This is a genomic window from Streptomyces sp. NPDC051136, assembly GCF_044455745.1.
In the GTDB taxonomy this organism is placed as follows: domain Bacteria; phylum Actinomycetota; class Actinomycetes; order Streptomycetales; family Streptomycetaceae; genus Streptomyces.
In genome coordinates, this window is sequence record NZ_JBITFE010000007.1 from 287939 (window position 1) to 312892 (window position 24954).

General features: G+C 74.0%; 22 protein-coding genes. 10 read left to right on the forward strand and 12 right to left on the reverse strand.

The window, feature by feature from the left end; genetic code table 11:
- Window positions 1–190 precede the first annotated feature (190 nt).
- Entirely contained in the window at window positions 191–3274 is a 3084-nt protein-coding gene (locus ACIBCJ_RS21870; RefSeq protein ID WP_365980719.1) for a D-alanyl-D-alanine carboxypeptidase, read from the reverse strand.
- Between the two features lie 189 nt (window positions 3275–3463).
- Here ACIBCJ_RS21870 and ACIBCJ_RS21875 point away from each other — a divergent pair, with 189 nt between their 5' ends.
- From ACIBCJ_RS21875 to ACIBCJ_RS21885, 3 genes are all read left to right on the forward strand, one after another.
- Window positions 3464–4222 carry a GPP34 family phosphoprotein gene (locus ACIBCJ_RS21875; RefSeq protein WP_362097498.1) on the forward strand — a complete coding sequence of 253 codons (759 nt, stop codon included), beginning with the start codon at window positions 3464–3466 and terminating at the stop codon, window positions 4220–4222.
- A 362-nt stretch (window positions 4223–4584) separates the two neighbouring features.
- On the forward strand, window positions 4585–5442 hold the full coding sequence (locus ACIBCJ_RS21880; protein WP_362097501.1) for a helix-turn-helix transcriptional regulator: 858 nt from the start codon (window positions 4585–4587) through the stop codon (window positions 5440–5442).
- A 221-nt stretch (window positions 5443–5663) separates the two neighbouring features.
- A complete protein-coding gene (locus tag ACIBCJ_RS21885) occupies window positions 5664–5855 on the forward strand; it encodes a DUF397 domain-containing protein (protein WP_133889013.1) in 192 nt (63 codons plus the stop codon).
- A gap of 147 nt (window positions 5856–6002) precedes the next feature.
- On the opposite strand, the gene ACIBCJ_RS21890 is transcribed toward ACIBCJ_RS21885, so the two are convergent.
- Both ACIBCJ_RS21890 and ACIBCJ_RS21895 read right to left on the reverse strand, forming a co-directional pair.
- Window positions 6003–6524 carry a glutathione peroxidase gene (locus ACIBCJ_RS21890; protein ID WP_133889014.1) on the reverse strand — a complete coding sequence of 174 codons (522 nt, stop codon included), beginning with the start codon at window positions 6522–6524 and terminating at the stop codon, window positions 6003–6005.
- A gap of 10 nt (window positions 6525–6534) precedes the next feature.
- Window positions 6535–7518 carry a winged helix-turn-helix domain-containing protein gene (locus ACIBCJ_RS21895; protein WP_365980849.1) on the reverse strand — a complete coding sequence of 328 codons (984 nt, stop codon included), beginning with the start codon at window positions 7516–7518 and terminating at the stop codon, window positions 6535–6537.
- Window positions 7519–7600: 82 nt separating this feature from the next.
- Here ACIBCJ_RS21895 and ACIBCJ_RS21900 point away from each other — a divergent pair, with 82 nt between their 5' ends.
- Window positions 7601–8818, forward strand: a complete 1218-nt coding sequence (locus tag ACIBCJ_RS21900; RefSeq protein WP_365980718.1) for an MFS transporter — start codon at window positions 7601–7603, stop codon at window positions 8816–8818.
- A gap of 140 nt (window positions 8819–8958) precedes the next feature.
- Here ACIBCJ_RS21900 and ACIBCJ_RS21905 read toward each other — a convergent pair whose 3' ends face one another.
- Window positions 8959–9858 carry a virginiamycin B lyase gene (locus tag ACIBCJ_RS21905; protein WP_365980717.1) on the reverse strand — a complete coding sequence of 300 codons (900 nt, stop codon included), beginning with the start codon at window positions 9856–9858 and terminating at the stop codon, window positions 8959–8961.
- Window positions 9859–10089: 231 nt separating this feature from the next.
- Here ACIBCJ_RS21905 and ACIBCJ_RS21910 point away from each other — a divergent pair, with 231 nt between their 5' ends.
- A complete protein-coding gene (locus tag ACIBCJ_RS21910; RefSeq protein WP_365980848.1) occupies window positions 10090–11664 on the forward strand; it encodes an MFS transporter in 1575 nt (524 codons plus the stop codon).
- Here ACIBCJ_RS21910 and ACIBCJ_RS21915 read toward each other — a convergent pair.
- The 3 genes from ACIBCJ_RS21915 to ACIBCJ_RS21925 all read right to left on the reverse strand — a co-directional run bounded on the left by ACIBCJ_RS21915 (window position 11636) and on the right by ACIBCJ_RS21925 (window position 13934).
- A complete protein-coding gene (locus ACIBCJ_RS21915) occupies window positions 11636–12787 on the reverse strand; it encodes a DUF6596 domain-containing protein (protein WP_362097512.1) in 1152 nt (383 codons plus the stop codon). The two genes, ACIBCJ_RS21910 and ACIBCJ_RS21915, sit on opposite strands and share 29 nt — an antisense overlap.
- A gap of 7 nt (window positions 12788–12794) precedes the next feature.
- Window positions 12795–13202, reverse strand: a complete 408-nt coding sequence (locus ACIBCJ_RS21920) for a YciI family protein (RefSeq protein WP_362098000.1) — start codon at window positions 13200–13202, stop codon at window positions 12795–12797.
- A gap of 123 nt (window positions 13203–13325) precedes the next feature.
- Window positions 13326–13934 (reverse strand): TetR/AcrR family transcriptional regulator, encoded by a 609-nt coding sequence (locus ACIBCJ_RS21925; protein WP_365980716.1) that lies wholly within the window; start codon window positions 13932–13934, stop codon window positions 13326–13328.
- A 179-nt stretch (window positions 13935–14113) separates the two neighbouring features.
- On the opposite strand from ACIBCJ_RS21925, the gene ACIBCJ_RS21930 reads away from it, so the two are divergent.
- The 3 genes from ACIBCJ_RS21930 (at window position 14114) to ACIBCJ_RS21940 (ending at window position 17452) form a co-directional block, all read left to right on the forward strand.
- A complete protein-coding gene (locus tag ACIBCJ_RS21930) occupies window positions 14114–14686 on the forward strand; it encodes a hypothetical protein (protein ID WP_362097518.1) in 573 nt (190 codons plus the stop codon).
- A gap of 175 nt (window positions 14687–14861) precedes the next feature.
- A complete protein-coding gene (locus ACIBCJ_RS21935) occupies window positions 14862–15749 on the forward strand; it encodes an MBL fold metallo-hydrolase (RefSeq protein ID WP_399282998.1) in 888 nt (295 codons plus the stop codon).
- A gap of 107 nt (window positions 15750–15856) precedes the next feature.
- On the forward strand, window positions 15857–17452 hold the full coding sequence (locus ACIBCJ_RS21940; protein WP_365980715.1) for an oxidoreductase: 1596 nt from the start codon (window positions 15857–15859) through the stop codon (window positions 17450–17452).
- Here the strand turns inward: ACIBCJ_RS21940 and ACIBCJ_RS21945 are convergent.
- Window positions 17439–17879 carry a hypothetical protein gene (locus ACIBCJ_RS21945; RefSeq protein WP_362097523.1) on the reverse strand — a complete coding sequence of 147 codons (441 nt, stop codon included), beginning with the start codon at window positions 17877–17879 and terminating at the stop codon, window positions 17439–17441. The genes ACIBCJ_RS21940 and ACIBCJ_RS21945 overlap by 14 nt on opposite strands.
- Window positions 17880–17910: 31 nt before the next feature.
- Entirely contained in the window at window positions 17911–18375 is a 465-nt protein-coding gene (locus ACIBCJ_RS21950) for an SHOCT domain-containing protein (RefSeq protein WP_362097526.1), read from the reverse strand.
- Window positions 18376–18756: 381 nt separating this feature from the next.
- Here ACIBCJ_RS21950 and ACIBCJ_RS21955 point away from each other — a divergent pair, with 381 nt between their 5' ends.
- Both ACIBCJ_RS21955 and ACIBCJ_RS21960 read left to right on the forward strand, forming a co-directional pair.
- Window positions 18757–19386, forward strand: coding sequence for a potassium channel family protein (locus ACIBCJ_RS21955; RefSeq protein ID WP_365980714.1), 630 nt, complete (start codon window positions 18757–18759; stop codon window positions 19384–19386).
- Complete coding sequence (locus tag ACIBCJ_RS21960; RefSeq protein ID WP_365980713.1) at window positions 19383–20792, forward strand: DUF2252 domain-containing protein; 1410 nt, start codon at window positions 19383–19385, stop codon at window positions 20790–20792. Before ACIBCJ_RS21955 ends, ACIBCJ_RS21960 begins: the two co-directional genes overlap by 4 nt.
- 142 nt (window positions 20793–20934) lie before the next feature.
- On the opposite strand, the gene ACIBCJ_RS21965 is transcribed toward ACIBCJ_RS21960, so the two are convergent.
- The 3 genes from ACIBCJ_RS21965 to ACIBCJ_RS21975 form a co-directional block, all read right to left on the reverse strand.
- Window positions 20935–21132, reverse strand: a complete 198-nt coding sequence (locus tag ACIBCJ_RS21965; protein WP_133889026.1) for a hypothetical protein — start codon at window positions 21130–21132, stop codon at window positions 20935–20937.
- A 138-nt stretch (window positions 21133–21270) separates the two neighbouring features.
- The gene (locus ACIBCJ_RS21970) at window positions 21271–21804 is read right to left on the reverse strand and encodes a hypothetical protein (RefSeq protein WP_393530466.1); all 534 of its coding nucleotides are present in this window, start codon (window positions 21802–21804) and stop codon (window positions 21271–21273) included.
- Window positions 21805–22033: 229 nt separating this feature from the next.
- A complete protein-coding gene (locus ACIBCJ_RS21975) occupies window positions 22034–24718 on the reverse strand; it encodes a LuxR C-terminal-related transcriptional regulator (protein WP_365980712.1) in 2685 nt (894 codons plus the stop codon).
- Between the last annotated feature and the right edge of the window lie 236 nt (window positions 24719–24954).

Sequence of the window (24954 nt, forward strand, 5' to 3'; positions counted from 1 at the left end):
GCACGCGGCCCCGCACGGGTGCCTCCTCCGTTTCCGGGGCCTCCCGGCGCCCCGGGGCTCCGTGCGGCCCTCGCGGGCCCCGCGGCGTCCCGAGGCGCCCCGGGGAACGCGAGCGCCCCCACGGCCGGGTGACCGCGGGGGCGTTCGGTGTGGGGCGTGGGGTGTCGCGGGCGGCCCGGACGGGCCCGGGTCAGCCCAGCCGGGTCAGCTTGTCCGAGAAGCCGGGCTCGGCGAGGTCGTCCCGCAGGGCCACCGGCACCTTCACCGCGCCGCTGGTGCCGCCGTCGCCGACCGTGAGGGTGCCGACCTTGGTACCGGCCTTCGCCGTGTGCGGCACCTCGTCCGCGTCGAAGGTCAGCTTCACGGTCAGTCCGCCCCAGCCGACGGCCTTGACGTCCTGCGTGGCGACGACCGGCGTACGGCCCCCGAGACCGTCGTCGACGTACCCGACGACGCTGCCCTTCTCGATGATCGTCGACGACTTCAGGGTGCCCTGCGCGGCCCGGATCAGCTGGTCGCCGGCGTCCAGGGCGGCGGCGAGGATGCCCTTGTCCGCGGTGGCGGGCTGGCGCACCACGGCCCCGACGACGGTCCGGGTCTCACCGCCGACCTCCTTCTTCGCCGCGAAGACGAGGTTGCCGAGCGCGGAGGTGGTGGTGCCGGTCTTGATGCCCACGACGTCGTTGTGACCGACCAACTGGTTCCAGTTGCCGTGGTTCGTGCCCTTGTAGTCGTCGTACGACATCATCGCGGCGACTTCGCGGAACGCGGGCGCCTTCATCGCCTCCTTGGCCAGCTTCACCTGGTCCACCGCCGTGCTCACCGTCGTGTTGTTCAGTCCCGACGGGTCGGTGTACGTGGTGTTGGTCATGCCGAGGTCCTTCGCGGCGGCGTTCATCTTCTCGACGAACCCCTTCTCGGACCCCGAGTCCCAGCGGGCGAGCAGACGCGCCACGTTGTTCGCGGACGCGATCAGGATCGCCTTGAGGGCCTCGCGCTGGGAGATCGAGTCGCCCGCGTAGACGTGGACGGTCGACTCGTCGCCCGCCTCCGACTGCTCCTCCGCCGCCTGGTCGATCTTGATCTTCGGCCCCTCGGCGCCGCTCTTGAGCGGGTGGTCGCGCAGGATGACGTACGCGGTCATGACCTTGGCCACGCTCGCGATCGGCACCGGCTTCTGGTCGCCGGACGAGCCGAACGTGCCGATGCCCTGCACGTCGAGCGCGGCCTGCCCGCTGGAGGGCCACGGCATCTCCGGCTTGCCGCCCTCGAAGGTGAAGCTGTCCTTCGCCGTGAGGTCGAGGGTCGGCGCGGGCAGCGGGCGCATGGACTGCACGATGCCGATGATGATCACCAGCAGGATGACCAGCGGCGTCCAGATCTTGACCCGGCGCACCGTCGTCCGCAGCGGGGTCTCCGGGGGCGGCGGGGTGTTGGTCAGCTCCGCCAGCAGGTCCAGCGGCGGCTTGGGCGGCAGCGGCTGCTGGGTGGTCCGGTCCGGCCCGACGTGCGAGACGGGCGCGGTGACCCCGGTGCGTGGCGTCCGGGCCGCCGCGGGGGCCTCCTCGGGGGCCGCCCCGGGGCTCTTCGGCGCCTGCGGTGCCTGCGGGGGCCTGCGGGTCGCCGGGTCGTCCGGATTCCGCAACGCCACGAACTTGCTGGTCCGCTCGGCGGCACCGGGGTCGGCGTCGCCCGCGCCGGTCTTGCCGGCGGCGCCGGGACCGGTCTTGCCGGTGGCGCCCGCGCCGGTCTTGCCGGTGGCGTTGGGGTCAGCCTTGCCGGTGGCGCCCGGACCGGTCTTGCCGGTGGCGCTCGGGCCGGTCCTGCCGGCGGCGGAGGCGGCGTCGCCGAGCTTCAGCATGGTCGTCGGCTGATCGACGGCGGGTCGCGGCGCCTTGAACACGGCCGTGGGCTGATCCACCTGCGGCTCACTGCCGGCCTCACCCTCGCCCTCGTCCGCCGCCGAATCCGACGCCGGGGCGGCGCTGGAGTCCGCGGGAGCGTCCGGGTCCGCGTCGGCGGCCGGGCCCTTGCCCGAGCCGGAAGTGGAACCCGAGCCGGAAGCGGGGGACGACTGCGCCCCGGAGGTCGCATCCGCCCCGGAGGCCGCATCCGAACCCGTGGGGGCGACCGCGTCCGAGCCGGAGCCGAGGCCGGTGGCCCCGCCGGTACCGGAGGTTGCGTCCGAGCCGGAGTCCGGGCGGGACGCGACGTCCGCGCCCGTGTCGGCGCCGGAGTCCGTGGTCGTGACGGGCTTCGAGCCGGTGGCCGCATCCGAGTCCGGGCCACCGGCCGCACCGGAGCGGGCGTCCGCGCCCGTGTCCGTGCCCGCGGTGGCGTCCGAGCGGGAGCCGGAGGCCGGGCTCGTGTCCGAGTCGGAGTCCGCGCCTGCAACGGCGTCCGAGCGGGAGCCGGAGTTCGTGTCCGTGTCCGGGGCCGAGCCGCTGGCTGCGCCCGTGACGGAGTCCGAGCCCGCGCCCCGGCGGGAAGCCGTACCCGTGTCGGTGCCGGTGGCCGAGTCCGCGTCCGAGCCGGTGGCTGCGTCGGAACGTGCAGCCGCGTCCCCGCCCGGACCGGAAGCCGAGTCCTGGGCGGAGCCCGAGCCGGACGCGGCGTCCGCACCCGTGTCCGGACCGGAAACCGAGGTCGTACCGGACTCGGAGCCGGAGGCGGTGGCCGGAGCGGAGACGCCGTCGGAGCCGGAGCCGGAGCCGGAGCCGGACTCGGAGCCGGAGCCGGAGGCGTCCGCGGTGGCTGCCTCGGGCTCCCCGGTGCCCTGTCGCGGGCCGGGCTCGTCGTTGTCGCCGCCCTCGGCCGGGGCGGCCTTCAGGCCCTCGGGCGCGTCGGCGCCGGCGGAAGCGCCCTCGCCGCCCTCCAGACGTGCGTTGGCGGCGGCACGCTCGTCCGCGGTGGCCACCCAGGCCGCGACGACGTCCCGCAGCCGGCCTTCGTTCGCGGCGGCAGGCTTCTCGCGGTCGGTCTCCGCCGCGCCGGACGCCTCGTCGTCGGCCTCCCCGTCGGCGGCGTCCGCCTCCGGTGCCGTCCCACGGGCCGACAGCACCCGGGTCGCGGTGTCGACGCCCCCGCGGGACCCCGCACCCCCCGCGGAGCGCTTCGCGTCCTCCCGTGCCGCCCCGAGCCGCGGATCACGCTGTTCGCTCGCCTCGGTCCTGGCTTCGGGAACCGGACCCGCGCTCCCCGACGTCGGTTCTTCCGACGACTCGCGCTGCTTCGACCTGTCGGGGGACTCGCCCGCCACCGATGCCTCCTCCATGCGCCGCACGTGCTGTGCGCGCTACCGAACCCGTACCGAAACCATTTACCAGTGTCCTGTGTACGGGTGGAACCCACGCGGAAGACGAGAACGACATACCTACTGGTTCCACTACGAAGCGGTCACGCACCCTCGACAGACCAATGTGAGAGGGGTCACCCTGTCTGTCATCCACGCGGGGAGGCATGGATGGGCAGGAGCCGCAGAACACTTCCGGAGGAGCTTCTGCTGCTGGCGTTGGACCCGACCACGGGTACCACCGCGCAGCCGCAGTCGCTCGACCTCGGTCTGGCCGGAGCACAGCTGGTGGAGCTGGCGCTGGCCGGACGGATAGCCCCAGACGGGGATCGTATCGCCGTGGTGGCCCCACGGCCGACAGGAGATCCAACACTGGACTGCGCGTTGGAGTTGCTGCGAAGGCGTGGCGCTCCCGTGCGTGCGGTCAACTGGATAGGAGGGCCCCGCCTGGGGCTGCGCCAGACCTATCTCTCGCATCTGGAGCGATGCGGCATGGTGCATGCCGTGGAGGGCCAGATGTGCGGGGTGCTGCCGACGACTCGCTACCAGGCGACGGACACGGCGATCAGCAGGGAGATCAAGGCCCGGCTGGACTCGGCGATCCGCACCGGCGTCCCGCCGGACCCGCGGACCGCGGCGCTCGCCGCGCTGGCCCACGCGGTCGGGCTCGGCAAGCACCTCTACCCGGGCAACGAAGGACGCTCGTCACGGTCCCGGCTGCGGGACCTCATCAGGCACGACCCCATGGGCGGACTGGTGGCGCACGCGGTGATGGACGTCCAGAACGGCGCTGCGGCACAGCCACGCCGCAGTCCGGCCCCGGCCGGCCGTCAGGCCCCGGGACCGGGGGGCAGGCCCGTCCCGGAACCCGCCCGCGGTGTTCCGGCGCAACCACGCCACGGATCCATGGCGCGAGCGGTGGCCCACTAGCCCCACGAGCACACCGCACGGCATCACGGCGCACGGCACCACAGAGCACCGACGGCACCGACAGCACGAGCACCCGCACCAACAGCACCAACAGCACCGCCGCACCGCCAGTCCCCAAGCCCGGTCACGGGAGCCGCAGGTCCGCGCGGGGTGGCGGAACCGACCGCACGTCCGGCCCACCCGGACCGCGGAAAGGTTCCGCCACCCCGCGCGGCCGCATGTGGGGGTGGTGTTCCGAACTGGCGTGTACGCGGCGCATATCGACCGTTTCCCAGCGGTAGAAAGCACCTTGGTGGCAGTCTGCTCAGCAGCAGATACACAAAGTGGCAAGTGCGAGTCACCCAGCCGGAGGTGCACGTCCCGTGGCGTCGAGTGTCAATCCCACCGTAAGGCGGCGTCGGCTGGGCCAGGAGCTGCGCCGGCTCCGGGAGCAGAAGGGCATGACGGCCGAGGAGGTCGCCGAGCGCCTGCTGGTCTCCCAGTCGAAGATCAGCCGTCTGGAGAACGGGCGGCGCAGCATCAGTCAGCGGGACGTCCGCGACCTGTGCGGGGTGTACGAGGTCGAGGACCAGCGGGTCGTCGACTCGCTGATGCAGATGGCGAAGGACTCGCGCCAGCAGGGCTGGTGGCACGCCTTCGGGGACATCCCGTACAGCGTCTACATCGGCCTGGAGACCGACGCCGAGTCGCTGCGCACCTACGAACCCCAGATCATCACCGGCCTGTTGCAGACCCGGCCCTACGCCGAGGCCCTCATCCAGGGCGCGTTGCCCGAGACGTCGGTCGCCGACGTGGAGAAGCGGGTGCAGGTCCGCATACGGCGGCAGGAGCGCATCTCCGCCGAGCACAACCCGCTGCGGCTGTGGGTGGTCCTCGACGAGGCGAGCCTGCGCCGCGTGGTGGGCGGCAGGCAGGTGATGCGGGAGCAGCTGGAGCACGTCGCCGAGATGTCGCAGCTGCCGCACATCACGGTGCAGGTGCTGCCGTTCGACGTCGGGGCGCACCCCGGCATCAACGGCCAGTACTCCATCCTGGAGTTCGCCGACACCGCCGACTCCAGCGTGGTGTACATCGAGGGCGTGACCAGTGACCTGTACCTGGAGAAGGCACCGGACGTGCAGAAGTACACGGTGATGTACGAGCACCTGCGGGCGCAGGCCCTCAACGTGGAACAGTCGCGGCAGCTCATCGAGGACGTGGCGAAGGAATACGCCCGCTGAGCCGCTGAGTCGCTGAGCTGCTGGGCCGTTCAGGCCCTCAAGGCCGGGGGAGGCGGGATAGTACATCCCCGCCACGGGGTACTGGAAGACTCACCTGGAATATGCCACCCGGTCGAGTGAACGGCTGCTCCGTGCGGGAAGGCCAGCGAGTAGCGTCGATCACGCCAAAGATCAAACGTCATTGGCGTGAACCACACTCGCGACTCGCCATCGGAGCAGACATGGCAATTGTTCAGGGCGCCCAGGATTCGTGGACCAAGTCCTCCTACTCCGGAGGAAACGGCGCGTGCGTCGAGGTCAGGTCACCGCTCGTGGCGGCGCTCGCCGTCCGCGACTCCAAGGTGACCGCCGGCCCGGTCCTCGCCTTCCCCGCCGACGCGTGGAACGCCTTCGTGACCTCGGTCAAGGAGTAACGCCGCCACGCGGCACCCGCCCGTACCGCCGACGGAGCCCTCTCGACCAGTTCGCCGACCTCGCCGAGAGGGCCCCGTCGCCCCAACCCGCCCGACCCGGCCCCACCTCACCGGGAAGGCCGCGCCGCATACGGGCCAGGGGCAAGGTCAACCGGCGAGGTGCGCCTCCACCGCCGCCACGACCTCCGCCGACTCCGGCTCGGTCTGCGGGGAGAACCGGGCGGCGACCTTCCCGTCCCGCCCGATCAGGAACTTCTCGAAGTTCCAGCGGATGTCCCCGCTGTGGCCCTCGGCGTCCGCGAAGCCGGTCAGCCGGTCGTACAGCGGATGCCGGCCCTCCCCGTTGACCTCGGCCTTCTCGGTCATCGGGAAGGTGACGCCGTACGTCGCCGAGCAGAACTCGGCGATCTCGTCGGCGCTGCCCGGCTCCTGGCCCATGAACTGGTTGCAGGGCACGCCCAGCACGGTGAACCCCTGCTCGGCGTACCGCTCCTGAAGCCGCTCCAGGCCGGAGTACTGCGGGGTGAGCCCGCACTTGGAGGCCACGTTCACCACCAGCACGACCCGGCCCGCGTACTGGGAGAGGTCCGCGGCCCCGCCCTGGAGGGCGCCGATCTCGACGTCGAGGGGAAGGCTGTCGTCGTTCCGCGTGTTCGGTGAGCTCGTCATGCACCGGATGCTAGTCCGGCGCGGTGCCTGCCCGGCTCCCCGCCTCCGTCAGCACCTCCCCGGCCGCCGTCCGCGAGTACAGCACCGAGCGGCCCGCACGGCGCCGCTCCACCAGGCCCGCGTCGAGGAGTACCCGCAGGTGCCGGCCGACCGAGCCGAGGCCCTGCCCGGTCACGCCGACCAGCTGGCTGGTGCTCATGGGGGTGGCCAGCAGCGTCAGCACGGCCGCGCGGGCCGGTCCGAGCAGCGTGCCGAGGGCGGCGGGCACCCGCCGGGCCCCGTCGTCCGCGAGGGCGCCCGCGCACGGGTAGACCACCGCGTACCGCTCCGGCTCCTGCCACGCGACCCAGCCCTGCCGCTGCGCGGTGACCGGGACGAGGATCAGCTCGGCGCCGGCCAGCTCGCGCGGCGGGTACGGGTTGAGGTTGATCTGGAGCCGGTTGCCGCCCAGCCAGCGGGTGCCGGGCCGCAGCGCGTCGAGCACCGTCGCCCAGCCGCCCCGGCTCACCTGGGCGGTCCGTGCGACGACGTCCGCCTCCAGGACCCGGCGGCGCCGCTCCCAGTCCGGCCGTACCGCCCGCGCCCAGACCTCCTCGACGAGCGCGGCGGCCCGCTCGGGAAGGTCGTCGCGGTCCAGTACGGCCGGGAGCGGGCCCCCGCAGGAGACGGCGAGGTCGGCGCGGGCCCGGTCGGGCCGGGCCGACCGGATCCGCTCGACGCCCTCCTCGAAGGTGAGGCCCTCGGCCGGGGCCGGGGTCAGGAAGTCGGCGTTCCACCCGCGGCCGAGTCCCGCGCCGACCAGCAGCGCGGCCACCGGGTCGGCCGCCATGCGGCGCAGGTGGGCGGGACGGTGGGTGTCGAGCCACGCCCGTTCGCCGGGGTGCCCGGCCGCCCCGGAGTGCAGCAGCTTCAGGCAGGCCAGCGTCTCGTCGAGCGGCGAGACGACGAAACGGCTGCGGGCGAGCGTGTCGGCGTTGACCTCCCACCAGCCCATGCGGCTGCCCCCTTCGGCCCTCACCTTTCGCGTCCCTGCGAAACATTAACGGCCGGTCTCCCGCCCGTCCCACACTCCGGACATGCCCGACACGAGCCGCAGAAGCTACGCGAACCTCTTCCGCACCCGGGAGTTCACCCCGCTCCTCCTCTCCACCGCCGCCGGCGTCGCCGCCCAGACGGTGAGCGGCCTCGCCCTCGGCACCCTGGTCTTCCGGGCGACGAACTCGCCCCTGCTGTCCGCGGTCAGCATGTTCGGCCCGGCGCTCGCCCAGGTGGTGGGTGCCACGTTCTTCCTGTCCGCCGCCGACCGGCTGCCCCCGCGGGCGACGCTGGTGGGACTCCCGCTGGGCTTCACCCTCACCACCGCGGCTCTCGCGCTGCCCGGCCTGCCGGTGTGGGGGATGCTCGCCGTCGTCCTGGTGAAGGGCCTGATCGCCTCCGTCGGCGGCGGGGTCCGCTGGGGACTGCTGACCGAGATCCTGACCAGGGACGGCTACCTGACGGGGCGTTCCCTCTTCAACATGATGCACGGCCTCCTCCAGATCGCCGGCTACGCGGTCGGCGGGGTCCTCGTGGCCCTGCTGTCACCGCGGCTGTGCCTGCTGCTCGCCGCAGGTCTGTACGTCACGGCCGCCTGCGTCGCCCTCCGGCTGAGCCGCCGCCCGCCGCGCACCGCCGGCCGCCCCTCCGTACGGGCCACCTGGCGGGCCAACGCCCTGCTGTTCTCCTCCCGCCCGCGCCGCCACCTGTACCTGGCGCTGTGGCTCCCCAACGGCCTCGTCGTGGGCTGCGAGTCGCTGTACGTCTCCTACGACCCCCGCGCCGCGGGCACGCTGTTCGCCTGCGCCGCGCTCGGCATGCTCGCCGGGGACGTGACGGTCGGCCGGCTGCTCCCGGCCGGGGTCCGCCCGCGTCTCGGGGTGCCGCTCCTGGTGCTGCTGGCCACGCCGTACCTGGTCCTCGTCCTGCACCCGCCGCTGCCGCTGACGGCGGTACTGGTGGCCGTGGCGTCGGTGGGTTTCGGGGCGACCCTGGTGCAGCAGGAGCGCCTGATCGCCCTGACCCCGGACGACCTGTCCGGGCACGCCCTGGGTCTGCATTCCTCGGGGATGCTCACCATGCAGGGCGTCGCGGCGACCCTGGCGGGCACGGTGGCCCAGTTCACCTCACCCGCGACGGCCATGACCGTGATGGCGCTCGCCTCGCTCACGGTCACGCTGACGCTGACGGTGGTGAGCCGGCGGGACGCGGCCGACGGCGGTCTGCTGCCGACGCGGGCGGCGGTGCGGTCCGCGTGACGTGACGGGGCGCACGGCCGGAGGGCGCGGCGCCCCGGACCGTACCGGACCGTACCGGACCGGACGCGCGGGTCGCCGGCCGCCCGGTACCGGGCCGGGCACCGGTCAGGACCGGACCTCGATCCTGGCCAGGGAGCCGGTCAGGACCGGACCTCGATCCTGGCCAGGGAGCCGGTCTCCAGCGCGCACCACAGGGCGCCGTCGTGCACGGCGATGCCGTGCGGTTCGCTGTCGGCGCGGGAGAGCGCGTACGCGGTGACGTCGCCGTCGACGGTGATCCGGCCCACCCGGCCGCTGCCCCACTCGGTGAACCACAGCGCGCCGTCCGGCCCCGCCGTCACCGCGTGCGGCCTGGCCGCCGGGTCGGACAGCGGGAACTCGGTGATGTCGCCGCCGACGGTGATCCGCCCGATCCGCCCGGCCCCGATCTCGGTGAACCACAGGGCGCCGTCCGGGCCCGCGGCGATGCCCACCGGCGCGGCGGCCGGCGTCGGCAGCGGATACGCGGTGCCGTGGCCGTCGGTGGTCAGGCGTCCGACGGCGTTGCCCTGGTTGAGCGTGCACCACAGGGCGCCGTCCGGCCCGGTCGTGAGGGCGGACGGGAAGGCGCCGGGCGCCGGGTACTCGGTGACCTCGCCGTCCATGGTGATGCGCCCGACGCGATCGGCCGCGGAGAGCGTGAACCACACGGCACCGTCCGGTCCCGCGGTGATCCCGAACGGACCACCCTCGGGGGTGAGCGGGGCGAAGGACGCGTAGTCGCCCCCGGGCGTGATCCGGCCGATGCGGTGGGTCCGGTACTCGGTGAACCACAGGGCGCCGTCCGGCCCCGGCGCGATCACGGTCGGGCCCTCGCCGACCGGGTGCACGGTCACCCGCCCGTCGCCCGGGTCCCGGCGGGCGACCGCACCCCGGTGGACGAGGGTGAACCACAGGGCGCCGTCGGGTCCCTCGGCGAGCGCGTACGGACCGGCGTCCGCGTCGCTCACCGTGAACTCCCTTACGGATCCGGTGCCGTGCTTCTCGCTGAACGCGTTCACCGACGCCACGCTAGGGCGAGCCGGTTCCGCCCGCCAACGCTTTTTGCCCGCGGCGCACGGGCGCCGCGCCCACGGGTGCCGTACGGGTCGCCGGCACGACCCCGGTGTGCGGATGCGGGGGCGCCCGGGCGAGCGCAGACTGACCTGGTGAGCGGAACCCGCACCGAGCGGGACGAGACCGCGCCCGGTGCCGGTCGCCGCGTCCCCTCCCAGCCCCTGGCCCTCGCCGCCATGATGTTCGCGGTGGCGATGACGTTCATCGACCAGACCATCGTCTCGATCGCCGCCCCCGACATCGTCTCCGAACTCGGCCTGTCGGCCTCGGGCATGCAGTGGGTGGTCAACGCCTACCTGCTCTCCCTGGCCGCCTTCTTCGCCCTGGGCGGTCGCCTCGCGGACCTGTGGGGACCGCGCCGCGTGGTCGTCGTCGGCACCCTGGTCTTCGTCCTCTCCTCGGTCCTGTGCGGCTGCGTGCCCTCCGGCGACTACGCGCTGACCTGGCTCATCGTCTTCCGCGCCGTCCAGGGCCTGGGCGCCGCGCTGCTCTTCCCGGCCGCGCTCGCCGTGGTCGTCGCCGTGTTCCCCGTCGAGCGCCGGGGCCGCGCGCTCGCCCTCTTCTTCGGCCTCACCGGCGCCCTGACCGCCGTGGGGCCGCTGCTCGGCGGCTGGCTCACGTCCTGGACCTGGCGGGCGATCTTCTGGGTCAACGTCCCCGTGGCCGTCGCCGCACTGGTCCTGACCGCGCTGGCCGGCATCCCCGACCGGCGGCGCGAGGAGTCACTGGACGTGAAGGGCGCCCTGCTGATCGTCGCCGGCATGGGTCTGAGCGTGCTCGGCTTCCAGCAGTCGGCGGCCTGGGGCTGGGACAACGCGGCGACCTGGGTCTGCATCGCGGGCGGCCTCGCGATCCTCTACGCGTTCTGCCGCTACGAACTGCGCACCCGCCACCCCCTGGTCAACCTCGCCGTCTTCCGCGACCGCGCCTTCACCGTTGACGCGCTGGTCCTCTTCTTCGCCATGCTGGCGTTCGTCCCGCTGTTCTTCTTCGCCTCGGTCTACGCCCAGGTCTCGCTGAGCGCCTCGCCCAACCAGGCCGCCCTGTACCTGCTGTACTTCTTCGCGGGGTTCGCCCTCGCCTCCCAGTGGGGCGGCCGCATCCTCGACAAGCGCGGCGCCCGCCCGGCGATGCGGATCGGCTGCGCCCTGGGCGCCGTCGGCTTCGCCCTGTGGGCGGGCAAGCTGACCGACCTGTCCATGCACGACCAGTGGCCCTACGCCGCCCTCGCCGGCGCGGGCATCGGCTTCGTCCTCGCCCCCGCGTCGACGGACGCCGTCAACCGTTCGATCGACTCCTCGTACGGCGAGGTCACCGGCATCACCCAGACCGTCCGCAACTACGCCGCCAGCGTCGGCCTGGCCGTCTTCGGCACCCTGCTGACGCACTCCATGACCGACCGGGTCGAGGAGACCCTGAGCACCCGCGGGGTACCGCCGGACGCCCGGCACTCCATGGCCCGGGACGTCACGGAGGCGATCACCGGCAACGCGGACACCCGCGCCCCGACGGGCGACGGCCCGGCCCAGAGCGCCATGCGGGACGCGATGTCCGCCGTCCGCCTCGACTTCGCCGAGGCCAACCAGTACGTCTTCTACGGCATGGCCGTCGCCCTCGCCGTCGGCTACTTCTGCGCGCTGCGGCACCCGGGCGGCCGGGTGGCGGGCGTGGACGCGGCGCCGGGCGGCGCCGCTTCGCGCTCCGAGGATCCCCCCGGCCCGGTCAGCGGCCCCGCCGGTGACGGGAGTTGAGCCGGGCGGCCTGACGCGTCAGGTGGTCGCGCTCGGCGAGCCCGGACGCCTTGTGGGCCGCCTCGGCGTACAGCCGCGCCGCCGTGTCCAGGTCGCCGTCGCGCTCGTGCAGGTACGCCGCCACCGCCGTGTACCGGGGCAGCGCGTCGTCCAGCGCCGCGAGCGCCGCCAGCCCGGCGCGCGGCCCGTCGGCCTCCCCGACGGCGACCGCACGGTTGAGCCGCACCACCGGGTTGTCGGTCAGCCGCGCGAGCTCGTCGTACCACTCCACGATCTGCACCCAGTCGGTCTCCCCGGCGGTGGGCGCGTCCGCGTGCAGCGCGGCGATCGCGGCCTGCGCCTGGAACTCGCCCAGCCGGTCCCGGGCGAGGGCCGCCTGGAGGATCCGCACCCCCTCGGCGATCGACGCGGTGTCCCACCGTCCGCGGTCCTGCTCGGCGAGCGGCACCAGGGAGCCGTCGGGCGCGGTCCGCGCGGCGCGCCGCGCGTGGTGGAGCAGCATCAGCGCCAGCAGCCCCGCCACCTCCGGGTGGTCGACCGAGGCGGCGAGCTGCCGGGTGAGCCGGATGGCCTCGGCGGCGAGGTCGACGTCGCCGGAGTACCCCTCGTTGAAGACCAGGTAGAGCACGCGCAGCACGGTGGCGACGTCACCGGGCCGGTCGAACCGGACGCCGGAGACGGTGCGCTTGGCCCGGCTGATCCGCTGCGCCATGGTCGCCTCGGGCACCAGGTACGCCTGCGCGATCTGCCGGGTGGTCAGCCCGCCGACGGCGCGCAGGGTGAGCGCCACGGCCGAGGACGGCGTCAGCGAGGGATGCGCGCACAGGAAGTACAGCTGGAGGGTGTCGTCCACGTCCGGCGCGGGTCCGGGCGCCGGTTCCTCCTCGACGCGGTCCTCGCGGCGCCGCCGGGCGGTGTCGGCGCGGGTCGCGTCGAGGAACCGCCGCCAGGCCACGGCGACCAGCCACCCCTTCGGGTCCCGCGGCGGGTCGTCCGGCCACCCGCGGACCGCCTCGACCAGCGCGTCCTGCACCGCGTCCTCGGCCGCCGCGAAGTCGGCTCCGCGGCGGACGAGGACGGTCAGCACGCCGGGCGTGAGGCTCCTGATCAGGGCCTCGTCCATGGTCGGGTCACTCCGTGACGGTCGGGGGCTCGACCATGAACGGACGCAGCTCCAGCCACTCGTGGATCGGCCTGCCGCCCGCGCCCGGGGCGGCGGACAGCTCCCCGGCCAGCTCCACGGCACGCTCGTAGCTGTCGACGTCGATCACCATCCAGCCGGCGATGAGGTCCTTGGTCTCGGCGAACGGCCCGTCGGTGACCGGCGGCTTCCCCTCGCCGTCGTAGCGGACCCACGTCCCCTCGGGCGCGAGAGCCTGCCCGTCGACGAACTCCCCGGTCTTCTCGAGCCGCTCCGAGAAGTCCCGCATGTACTGGATGTGGGCCGAGATCTCCTCCGGCGTCCACTGGTCCATCGGCGCGCAGTTGACCGGTTCCGGGGCGCCTCGGTAGTGCTTGAGCAGCAGGTACTTGGCCATGGTGGTCGTCTCCTCGGTGCTGGTGCGGCCCATTGTGGCCGCCTTCACCCCTGGGACGGAGCCGGACGCGCGTTCTCGACACGGAGACGGGCGCCGGCCGGAAGTTTTTTCCGGGAGCCCCTCTCAGTCCTCCTCCGGCGCCCGCCCCACGACGTCTCGCAGCACCCCATCCACGCCGTGCAGGAAGGTCTCGGAGACCAGCTCGGGGTCGAAGAGGCACCCGGCCGCCATCGCACCGTCCCGGAGCATCACGAAGTGCCGCCCGGCGGCCTCGGCGGGCGTGCCGGTCTCCCCGGCCCGGGTCAGCAACTCCGTGACGGTGTCCAGGAACCACTGCCGGTGGGCCAGTACGGCCCGGTGGACGGAGTGGTCCGGGTCCGGGTACTCGGCCACGGCGTTCAGGAAGGCACAGCCGCGGAAACCGGGGGACCGGATCCCGTCCACGATGGACCGCGCCACGGCCCGGACCCGCCCCACGGCCGAGGGCGTACTGCCCGCGGCCGCCGCCACCTGCCCCCGGATGCCCCGGTCGGCCTGGTCGAGGTAGGCGAGGATGAGGTCTTCCTTGCCCGCGAAGTGCCGGTACAGCGTGGCCCGGGTGACCTGCGCCTGTGCGGTGATCCGGTCGATGCCGACGGAGTGGATGCCCTCCGCGTAGAAGATCTCGGTGGCGGTGCCGAGCAGCCGGGCTCGCGCTTCGGAGGTGGTGCGGTTTTCCGCGCTCGGACTCATGCGGTCAGCGTACCAAGGGAGTGAGGGAGAACGTTCGGTCTTGACAAGGAGGGTGGCCGGCTCTTGACTACGAGATGAGACCGAACGTTCTACCTCACCGGTTCGGCGCCCCACCTCTCCCGAAAGGCCCTCCCGTGCCCTCTGTGCCTTCCGTGCCTTCTGCGTCCTCTGCGTCCTCTGTGCCTTCGGTTGCCGCCGCCGGCGCCGCAGCGCCCGCCGGCGCCCCGGTCACCCTCCGCAAGCTGTACTTCGTCCGCTTCGCGTTCGCCGCCGTATGGGCCGCCCTGCTCTTCGCCACCGCCGACACGCTGGGCCCGCTCAGCACGACGCTGCTGCTGGTCTACCCGCTGTTCGACGTCGGGGCCGCGGTGGTCGACGTACGGTCCGTGCGGGCGAGCGGCGGCCCGGCCGTCCCCCTGTACGCCAACATCGCGATCAGCTCCCTGACGGTCCTGGCCCTCGCCCTCGCCGCGACCTCGGGCATCCCCGCCGTCCTGCGCGTCTGGGGCGCCTGGGCCGTCACCGCGGGCATCGTCCAGCTCGTCACGGGTGCCGTCCGCCGCAGGCTCGGCGGTCAGTGGCCGATGATCGTCAGCGGCGCCGTCTCGACGCTGGCCGGGATCTCGTTCGTCACGCAGGCGGGCGCCGGTGACCCGTCACTGGGGAGCCTCGCGGGCTACGCCTTCCTGGGCGGGGTCTTCTTCCTGGCGTCGGCGGTCCGCCTGACCCGGGGGACACGCCGCCGGGCCTGACCGGGAGCGTCCCGTGGCCCGCCCCGGTCCTGACCGGGGCGGGATCCCGGGCCCGGCCGGTCCTGACCGGGGCGTGACCCGAGCCGGGCCGTCCCCGGCCGGGAGTGTGATCCCGGGCCCCGCGAGCACTCGGGGCAGTACCGGGGGAGCCGCGAGCGACGGAAGGGAGCCGACCGTGCCGCACCACTCACCCACACCACCCGAGCCGGAGAAGCGGAATCCGAGGGCGGAGGGGAAGCCGCCCGAAGGCACCGCCGACCTCCAGTTCATCGGCAACGCCACCCTGCTGATCCGCTACGGCGACCTCACCCTCCTCACGGACCCCAACTTCCTCCACCGCGGCCAGCGGGCCCACCTGGGCTACGGTCTGGTCGCGCGCCGGGTCACCGAACCGGCCCTCGACGTGACGGAACTGCCGCACCAGGACCTGGACGCCGTGGTCCTCTCCCACCTGCACGGCGACCACTTCGACCGGGTGGCCCGCCGCGGCCTGGACCGGGGCCTGCCGTTCGTCACCACCCCGCACGGCTCCCGCCTGCTGAAGGGCCTGTACGGCTTCCGCCGCGCCACCGGCCTGCACACCTGGCAGTCCCACACCCTGCGCCACGGCGACTCCACCGTCCGCGTCACCTCGCTCCCCGGCCGCCACGCCCCCGGCCCCGCCCGGTTCCTGCTGCCGCCCGTGATGGGCAGCCTGCTGGAGTTCGGCGACCGTACGGGCGAGACCCGGCTCGTCCTCTACCTCTCCGGCGACACCCTGATGTACGAGGGCCTGCGCGAGATCGCCGAGCGGTACCCGAACATCCACCTGGCGGTCCTGCACCTCGGCGGCACCACCCTGCCCGGCGCACTCGTGGTCACCATGGACGCCGAGCAGGGCGCCGACCTGCTCGACCTGCTGCGCCCCCGCCGGGCCCTGCCCGTCCACTACGACGACTACACGGTCTTCCGCTCCCCGCTGGACGACTTCCTCACCGCGGCCGCCCGCCGCGGCCACGCCGCCCGCCTGCTGCGGTGCGCGCCCGGCGAGCACGTGCGGGTGGGCGCGCGGGCGGGAGCGTGACGGAAGCGGCACGGGCGGGCGGGAGCGTGACGGAAGTGGCGCGCACGGGAAAGCAAGGAGACCCGGGGCTTGCCCGGCGCACGGACACCCGAGGAAGATCACCACCCGTGCGCCTCAACGAACTCAACGTCCACGAACGCCGGTTGTGGGACGCCTACCCGCAGGGCGGCCCCGTCGACACCCGTGACACCCGGGACGTCCCGGCGCCCCCGGACCCGGTGGTCCGGGCCGACGTCATCACGGCGCTGCTCCTGGGCGCGCATGCCGAGCACGCCCCCGGTGACCACCCCGCACTGCGGCTGACCGGCGCCCGCATCACCGGCCGCCTGGACCTCGCCTTCACCGACGTCGTCGCACCGGTCCGCCTGACCGACTGCCGCTTCGACGAGGCACCGCTGCTGCGGGGCGCCCGCACCCGCGAGCTGATACTGAGGGACTGCGCCCTGCCCGGCCTGGTGGCCGACACGGCGCAGATCGACGGCGGACTGGTCGTCTCCCGCTGCCGCATGACGGGCCCCCTGGTCCTCACCCGGACCGTGATCCAGGGAGATCTGAACCTGTGCGGCACCGCGGTCAGCCACCCCGACGGCGAGGCCATCACGGCCATCCACGCCCAGGTGGGAGGTAACGCACTGTGCACCGACCTGGCCGTAGAGGGGACCTTCCGGCTGTCCGGCGCGGCCATCGACGGCGAGTTCGACCTGGAGGGCGCCTCGCTCCGCGCCCCCGGCCGCCACGCCCTGGACGCCTACCACGTCCGGGTCGCCGAGGACTTCACCTGCCACCCGCGCTTCAGCGCCGAGGGCCGGATCATCCTCTCCGGCGTCACGGTCGGGGCCGCCGTCGGATTCTGCGGGGCCCGGCTGAGCCATCCCGGCGACCTCGCCCTGGAAGCGGTGGACGTCACGGTCGCCCGCAACTTCGACCTGGGCCTCGGACTCACCGTCGACGGCGGGGTGAAGCTCGACGGCACGCACGTCGGCACGGAACTCAGCTTCCGCGACGCCGAACTGGCCCACCCGGGCGGCACCGCCCTGTCCCTGCGGGCCACCCGGGCCCGGGACACGGACCTGCGCACCCGAGGCCCGGTCGTCGGAGCGGTGGACGTCCGCAAGGCCCACCTCGGCACGCTGCACGACGCCCGGGACACCTGGCCCGCCGACCTCCGCCTGACCGACACGACGTACGACACGCTGGCCTCGCCCCTGCCGGCCACCGAGCGCGTCCCTTGGATCCGCCGCTCACCCGGCGGCTACCACCCCCAGCCCTACGAGCAACTGGCGGCGGCCTACCGGCGGATGGGCCACGAGGACGAGGCCCGTACGGTCCTGCTGGCCAAACAACGCCACCGCCGTGCCGGTCTCCCCGCGCCCACCCGCCTGTGGGGCCACGTCCAGGACGTCTCCGTCGGCTACGGCTACCGCCCCCTGCGCGCCGGCCTGTGGCTCCTGGCCCTGCTGGCCTGCGGCGCCCTCTACTTCGCCCTGCACACCCCCGCCCCCCTCGACCCCGGCAAGGCCCCGCCCTTCAACGCCGTCTTCTACACCCTCGACCTCCTCGTCCCCCTCGTCACCTTCGGCCAGGAACCCGCCTTCGCCCCCCGGGGCGCAGGACAGTGGCTGTCCTACGCCCTGATCGCTGCCGGCTGGGTCCTGGCCACCACGGTCACCGCAGGAGCCTCCCGGGCCCTCAGCCGCCAGTGACGCCGCCCCCCGGACGACCGCCGCGCTGCACCACGCACAGGGCCCAGATGATGAAGCCCGAGATGGTGATCATGACGACGGACCACACCGGGTAGTACGGCAGCGACAGGAAGTTGGCGATGATCACCAGCCCGGCGATGGCGACCCCGGTGACGCGTGCCCACATCGCCGTCCTGAGCAGCCCGGCGCTGACGACCATGGCGAGCACGCCCAGCGCGAGATGGATCCACCCCCACCCGGTGAGGTCGAACTGGAACACGTAGTTGGGGGTGGTGACGAAGACGTCGTCCTCGGCGATGGCCATGATGCCCCGGAAGAGGCTGAGCAGCCCGGCGAGGAAGAGCATCACCGCCGCGAAGGCGGTCAGACCCGTCGCCCATTCCTGCCTCGCGGTGTGCGCCGGGTGGTGCATGTGTGTCGCGGTCATCTCGGACCTCGTTTCGTGGGATGCGGACGGTTCAGCGGGCGGAGGCGCCGGTGCCCGGCGCGCCCGACCGCTCTGCCGGGCCGTGACCGGACAGGACCAGTTCCTTCGCCCTGCGGAACTCCTCGTCCGTGATGGCACCCCGGTCCCGGATGTCGGAGAGCCGGGCCAGCTCGTCGACGCTGCTGGTCCCGCCGGCCGCGGTCTTCCTGATGTAGGCGTCGAACTCCTCCTGATGGGCCCGGGCCCGGGTCGTCTCCCGGTGCCCCATGTTCCTGCCGCGGGCGACCACGTAGACGAACACGCCCAGGAAGGGCAGCAGGATGCAGAAGACGAGCCAGCCGGCCTTCGCCCCGCCACTCAGTCCGTCGTCCCGGAAGATGTCGGTGATGACGCGGAAGAGCAGGACGAGCCACATGATCCACAGGAAGATCATCAGCATCGTCCAGAACGCCCCCAGCAGCGGGTAGTCGTACGCCAGGTAGGTCTGTGCGCTCATGTCCGTCCTCCGTTCCGGACGGCCCGGCGGCCGTCGTTCCGTACGGAACCCACGGTGGCCCGGCGGCCGTCGTTCCGTACCGGATCCACGGTGGTCACGAGCGCACCGTGCGGGCATCACCCGGCACGGGTGATTGAGCCGCCGCGGGCCGTCCCGGCCGGGTGCCGGACCGTCGGTGTCATTGGGGACGCGCCCCCAGCGTGAAGCGGGCCGCCGGTCCGCGGCGGCCGGCGTCCCGCCGGGACGGGAGGGCACCGGCCGGACCACGCCGACGAGGCCCGGGTCACCCCTCACGGGTGATCCCGGCCCGCCGTCGGGACGGTGAGGTGGGTTCCGGGAACGATCCGCCCACCGGCCCCGGACGAGACGAAGTGGCGTGAGATGAGCGAAGCGACCTCAGGAGACAGGAGCCGGCCCCCCTCAGGACCGCCCGCACGCGGCCGGATCCGTTCCCGCCGAGGCGTCACGGCGGTAGCCGTCGCGCGTGCGGTGTTCGTCGCCGTCGGACTCGTCACCGCCTACTACCTGCTGCCCCTGGACGAGCGGCTCACGGCCGGCACGGCGGTGCTGCTGGTGTGCGGCCTGCTCGCGGTCCTTCTCGTGTTCTGCTGGGAGGTGCGCGCCATCGCGCGCTCCCCTCACCCACGGCTGAGAGCCGTCGAGGGCCTGGCCGCGACGCTGGTGCTCTTCCTCGTCCTCTTCGCCGGCTCCTACTACCTGCTGGACCGCTCCGCGCCCGGCTCCTTCAGCGAGCCGCTGAACAGGACGGACGCGCTGTACTTCACCCTGACCACGTTCAGCACCGTCGGCTTCGGCGACATCACGGCCCGCTCCGAGACGGGGCGGGTGCTCACCATGGCGCAGATGGCGGGAGGGCTGCTGATCGTCGGTGTCGCCGCCCGCGTGCTGGCGAGCGCCGTGCAGACCGGACTGGACCGCAAGCGCCGGGAACGGACGGGCGCGCCGGGCGCCGGTACCGGTCCCGTACAGGAACCGGAGGCCGGACCATGACCGTACCCAGCGCCTTCACCGCCTCCCTGCCGCCCGCGGAGCGGGCCGCGTACGGCAGGAAGGCCCGCGAACGGGCACCCCGTTCGTGCCACGGCCGGTACGAGACGGGGCAACGGCGCGCCGACCCGGTCGACCTCCTGGAGCGCCAGTCCGCCGAGCGCGTCCCGGCGCTGGTGCCTATCCGCTACGGCCGCATGCTGGAATCGCCCTTCCGCTTCTACCGCGGCGCCGCGGCGATCATGGCGGCGGACCTGGCCCGGCTGCCCGACAGCGGACTCCGGGCGCAGCTGTGCGGGGACGCCCACCCGCTGAACTTCAGGCTCCTCGCCTCACCGGAGCGCCGCCTGGTCTTCGACATCAACGACTTCGACGAGACCTCGCCCGGCCCCTTCGAGTGGGACGTCAAGCGGCTGGTGGCCGGCTTCGTCATCGCGGCCCGGGCGAACGGCTTCTCCCCCAAGGAGCAGAACCGCACCGTACGGGCCTGCGCACGGGCCTACCGGTCGCGCATGCGGGAGTTCGCCGGCCTGCCGACGCTGGACATCTGGTACGCCCAGGACGACGCCGAACACGTACGGCGGCTGCTGGCGACGGAGACCGAGGGGGAGGCGGAGCGCCGGCTCAGGGACGCGGCCGCGAAGGCCCGCACCCGCACGCATCTGAAGGCGTTTGCGAAACTCACCCGCGTCACAGCCGAGGGCCGGCGCATCACACCGGACCCGCCGCTGATCACCCCGCTCGCCGACCTGCTGGCCGAACCGTCCGAGGCGGGCCGGGAGGAGGAACTGCGCTCCCTGGTGAGCGGCTACGCGCGGACCCTGCCGCCCGAGCGACGGCACCTGCTGCGCCACTACCGGCTCGTGGACATGGCCCGGAAGGTGGTCGGCGTCGGCAGTGTCGGCACCCGCTGCTGGGTGCTGCTCCTGCTCGGCAGGGACGACGACGACCCCCTGCTGCTCCAGGCCAAGGAGGCCTCGGAATCGGTGCTGGCCCCCCACACGGGCGGTGAACGCCACGACAACCAGGGCCGCAGGGTCGTGACGGGCCAGCGCCTCATCCAGACGACCAGCGACATCTTCCTGGGCTGGACCCACGTCACCGGCCTAGACGGCAAGGGCCGGGACTTCTACGTGCGCCAGCTGTGGGACTGGAAGGGCATCGCACGGCCGGAGACCATGGGGCCGAACCTGCTGTCCCTCTTCGGGCGGCTGTGCGGGGTCTGCCTGGCGAGGGCCCACGCCCGCTCGGGCGACCCCGTCGCGCTGGCCGCGTACCTGGGGGGCGGCGACCGCTTCGACCGGGCACTCGCCGAGTTCGCCCAGTCGTACGCCGACCAGAACGAACGCGACTACGAGGCCCTGAGGGCGGCCTGCCGCTCCGGCCGGATCACGGCCGCCCGGCCCTGACGTCACCCGGCCCCGACGGCCGCCCGGTCCTGACGGCCGCCCGAAGCCGTTCAGCCGGGCGCCGTCGGGACGACGCCGTCCGTTCCCTGCCGTCCGTCCACGGGTGCCGTCCCGTCCGCCGGTGCCGTCCCGTCCGGCGATGTCACTCCGGGAGCTGCCGCATCTCCATGACCCGCAGGCCCAGCGACTGGCAGCGGGTGAGCAGCCCGTAGAGCTGGGCGTCGTCGATCACGGTGCCGAACAGGACGGTCTGACCGGACATGACGACGTGCTCCAGCTCCGGGAACGCGTTGGCCAGCGTTTCCGACAGGTGTCCCTCGACGCGGATCTCGTAGCGCACGAGCGGTCCTTCCCCTGGACGGGCTCGGGACACCGCCCGGGAGTCCGCGGCGGACGGTGCCCCCGTGACGATCCTGCGCCCGGTCACCCTCGGGCGCCCTCACCCGGTACAGGTGACTCCCACGGCAGCACCGGAGTCTCAGTGCGTCACCGCGATCTTGACGACGACGATCAGCAGACCGAGCAGTGCGTTGACCGAAGCGGTGGTGAGCACGAGCGACCGTGAGGCCCCCGCGCGGTGTGCCGCGGCGACGGACCAGCCCACCTGCCCGGCGACGGCGACGGACAGCGCCAGCCACAGGGCGCCCTGGACGTTCAGACTCAGCAGGGGGCTCACGGCGACGGCCGCGGCCGGCGGCACCGCGGCCTTGACGATCGGCCACTCGTCGCGGCACACCCGCCGGATCACCCCGCGGTCCGGCGGATGCCGGGCGAGGCGCGCTCCGAACAGCTCCGCGTGCACATGGGCGAGCCAGAACACCAGGCTGGTGAGCAAGAGCAACAGGACCAGCTCGGCACGGGGGAAGGAGCCCAGGGAGCCGGCCCCGACGACGACGGAGGCCGCGAGCATGGAGCCGTAGACGCCACCCGTGTAGTCCGCGTGGGCCCGGTGGTCGGCGCGGCGCTCCCGCCGGTCCGCTGCCCGCACGGCCCTGCCCGTGTCCCTGGACACCACGCTCTCCTTCCGAGGCCGGATCCACGCCCGCCGGAACCGGGCCGTCCACGAAGCGGCCGCCGCGCCCCGCCCCGCGTCGCTCCCGGCGCCACGCTCCGCCCCGCGTTCTCCCATCGCAGCCGAGGGCGGCGCCGCGCGCCTCACCCCCCGCGGGGGAGGCCGTGCCGCAGTGCCCTGACGCACTCGCCGTGGCCGAGGGGCCCTCACCCGTCCCGGCGGCGCCCCCTCACAGCTGACCGAGCTCGCGCGCACGGCGCACCGCGTCGCCGCGCCGGTTCACCGCCAGCTTCCGGTACGCGCTCTTGAGGTGGGTCTTGACCGTGTTCACGGACACGTACAGATCGGCGGCGATCTCCTCGGTGGTCATCATGCGCGCCAGCCGCCGCAGGACGTCGCGCTCCCGTCCGCTCAGCTCCACCGGCACCAGGGGCGCCTGATCGGACCCGGGCGGCGGCGGCTCGCCCCGCCCCCGCGGCCGGCCGGGCAGCAGCCAGCCGTCCGCGAGGTCGCGCAGCGAGGCCGTGGCCAGCAGCGGTTCGATCCAGTCCCCGGCCTGGAGGAAGGGGCGCCGCAGCCGCTCACGCCGGGCGTCGAGAAGAGCGCGTGCCACGAGTGCGCGGGCGGTGACCGCGTCCCCCGACCCCTGAGCCGCCCGGGCCCGGGCGAGCGCCGCCCCCACGCTCACCGCGGGGCCGGCGCGTCCCTGGGCCCGGACGGCACCGAGTACCTCGGCCGCCGCACCGGGACTCCCCGCGGCGACCTGGATCGCCGCCGCCTCCACGGCGCACGCGGGCTGGTCGCGGCGTACCCCCCGGAGCAGCCCTACGGCTTCGTCCGGCCGTCCGTCGGCGAGGCAGGCGGCGGAGCGGACGACGGCCGCGTGGCTCTCCGCCCAGGGGGACGCCACGGCCGCGGACAGGACCGGCTCCACGGCCTCGGCGGCGGCGTGCGGTTCACCGGCGTCGAGGAGGAGGCGGGAGAGGACCAGCGCTCGCCCCGCCGTCGGCACGGGGTCGTGCTCCCGCGCCGGCAGTCCGGCCGTCTCGTCGAGCAGGGCCCGCGCCCGGTCCAGCTCCTGACGGTCCACCGCCACCGCGGCCAGGACCAGCCGGCCCAGACCCGCACCGGGCGGCCGCGGCAGGCCCGCCCGCTCCGCCTCGGACACGGAGGCCAGAGCCCTGCGCTCCGCCCGGCCGAGCCAGCCGCTCAGGTAGTCGATCAGCGCCAGGTGCCCCATCGACTCCGCGCGGGGCAGGACGGTCGCGGAGCCGCCCCGGGCGTCGGTCACCCGGGTCAGCGCGGCACGCGCGTCCTCGAAGCGTCCTTCCCACAGGCGGGCGGACCCCACGTGTGTCAGCAGCAGGGCGGTCAGCTCCGGATGCTCGTCCAGCAGCCGGTCCGGCAGGTCCCGGCGGAGTTCCTCGGCCGCCACGGCGGCCCGCTCGGCCTTCGGAGGGCACCCGGTGAGCCGGGCGGCGAGCGCCTCCAGCAGCGCGCAGCTGAGCCGGGCCGCCGCCGGCCCCGGGAAGCCGGACTCCTCGGCGTCGGACAGCTGGTCCCGGGCCCGCCGCAGCCGGTCCAGACCGCGATCGAGGTCCCGTCGGGTCAGCGCCCCGGCCGCCCGTACGAGGTCACTGGCCGGGCTCGCGGCTTCGGGCCCCATTCCGGCGAAGAGCTGGGCCAGGGCGTCCGAGCGCAGGCCCGTGAAGAGCTGGCCGATGGCGAGGTCGTCGACGAGCGCGCCGGCGGCCAGGTCGAAGTCGCCGCCCGCGACGCCGTGGGTCAGCGTCTCCGCGAGGAAGCCGGAACGGCGAAGCCACCGGGCGGCCCGCAGGTGCAGCTCCGGTTCCACCCCGGGCATGCGTGCGCGCAGGTGGGCCCGGAGTATCTCCCGGAAGAGCGGGTGCAGCCGGTACCAGGAGTGCCCCAGCCGCTCGATGAACGCGTTCTCCCGGTACAGCCCCGCCAGGAGCCGTTCGGCATCGGTCCGCAGCGTCAGGGCGTCGGCCAGGGCCGGGCAGAAACGGTCCAGGACGCTGACCCGCAGCAGCAGGTCCTGTTCCTCCTCCGGCCTCCCCCTCAGGACCTCCGCCAGCAGGAAGTCCGCGACCGTGCTGTGGTCCGCCTCGAACTCCTTCAGGTACTGCTCCGGGTCGCTGCTCTCCCGCGCCGCCAGGGCGGACAGCCGCAGCCCTGCGGCCCAGCCCCGGGTGCGCTCCACCAGGGCGGACGCGGCCGGCGGGGAGAGGCGCAGCCCGTGCAGGCGCAGCAGCGCCTCCGCCTCCTCCGGGGTGAAGGACAGCTCGGCCCCGCGGATCTCCGTCAGCTGGTCCGCGGTCCGGTACCGGTGCAGCGGGAGCAGCGGCTCGGTCCGGGTGACGAGGACCAGGCGCAGCCCCTGCCCGGCGTGGTGCAGGACGAACTCCACCTGCTCCGCCACCTCGGGCGCCGTCATCCGGTCGTACTCGTCCAGCACGAGCACCACGGGACGGTCACGGGCGTTCAGCTCGGCGGCGAGCGAGGACAGCAGCCCGCGTCCCACGCCGCCCGAGTCCGCGGGCCTCCCGGCGCCGACGTCCGCCCGCGCCCCGCACCTGCGCAGCGACTCGAAGACGTAGGCCCAGAAGACCCCGGGCCGGAGATCCCCGGCTTCGACGGTCAGCCAGGCGACCGGCAGCCGCAGCCCCGACGCCCAGTCCGCCGTCAGGAGCGTCTTGCCGGCCCCGGCCGAACCGTTGACCAGCGTCAGCGGCGTACGCAACGCCTGGTCCAGATGCGCGACGAGCCTCGGCCGCCGCAGGAAGGTGGCAGGCCGCGACGGCGCGGCGAACCGTGTACGCAGGTACGGATCCCCCAACGGGTCGGTCCCGGCGCCGACGGGCTCCGGTGAGGCCCCACCGGTCGTGACCACGCCCCTCACCCCCGCGGCCCCGGGCCGCCGGTGCCGAACAGGACGGTGCTGGACAGAACGGTGCCGGAGCGGGCGATCCAGCGGTGCATCGCGACCCCCTTCCGACGGCGGCGACGTCGCCACCACGGTGGCCTGCCGCGGGGGGTCGCTCCGGCGCCCGGCGCGCGTCGTCCCGCGGCTGCTCCCAGTATCGCTTCGGGCAGCCGCCCGGGCACGCCGACGCCGAGCCCTCACAC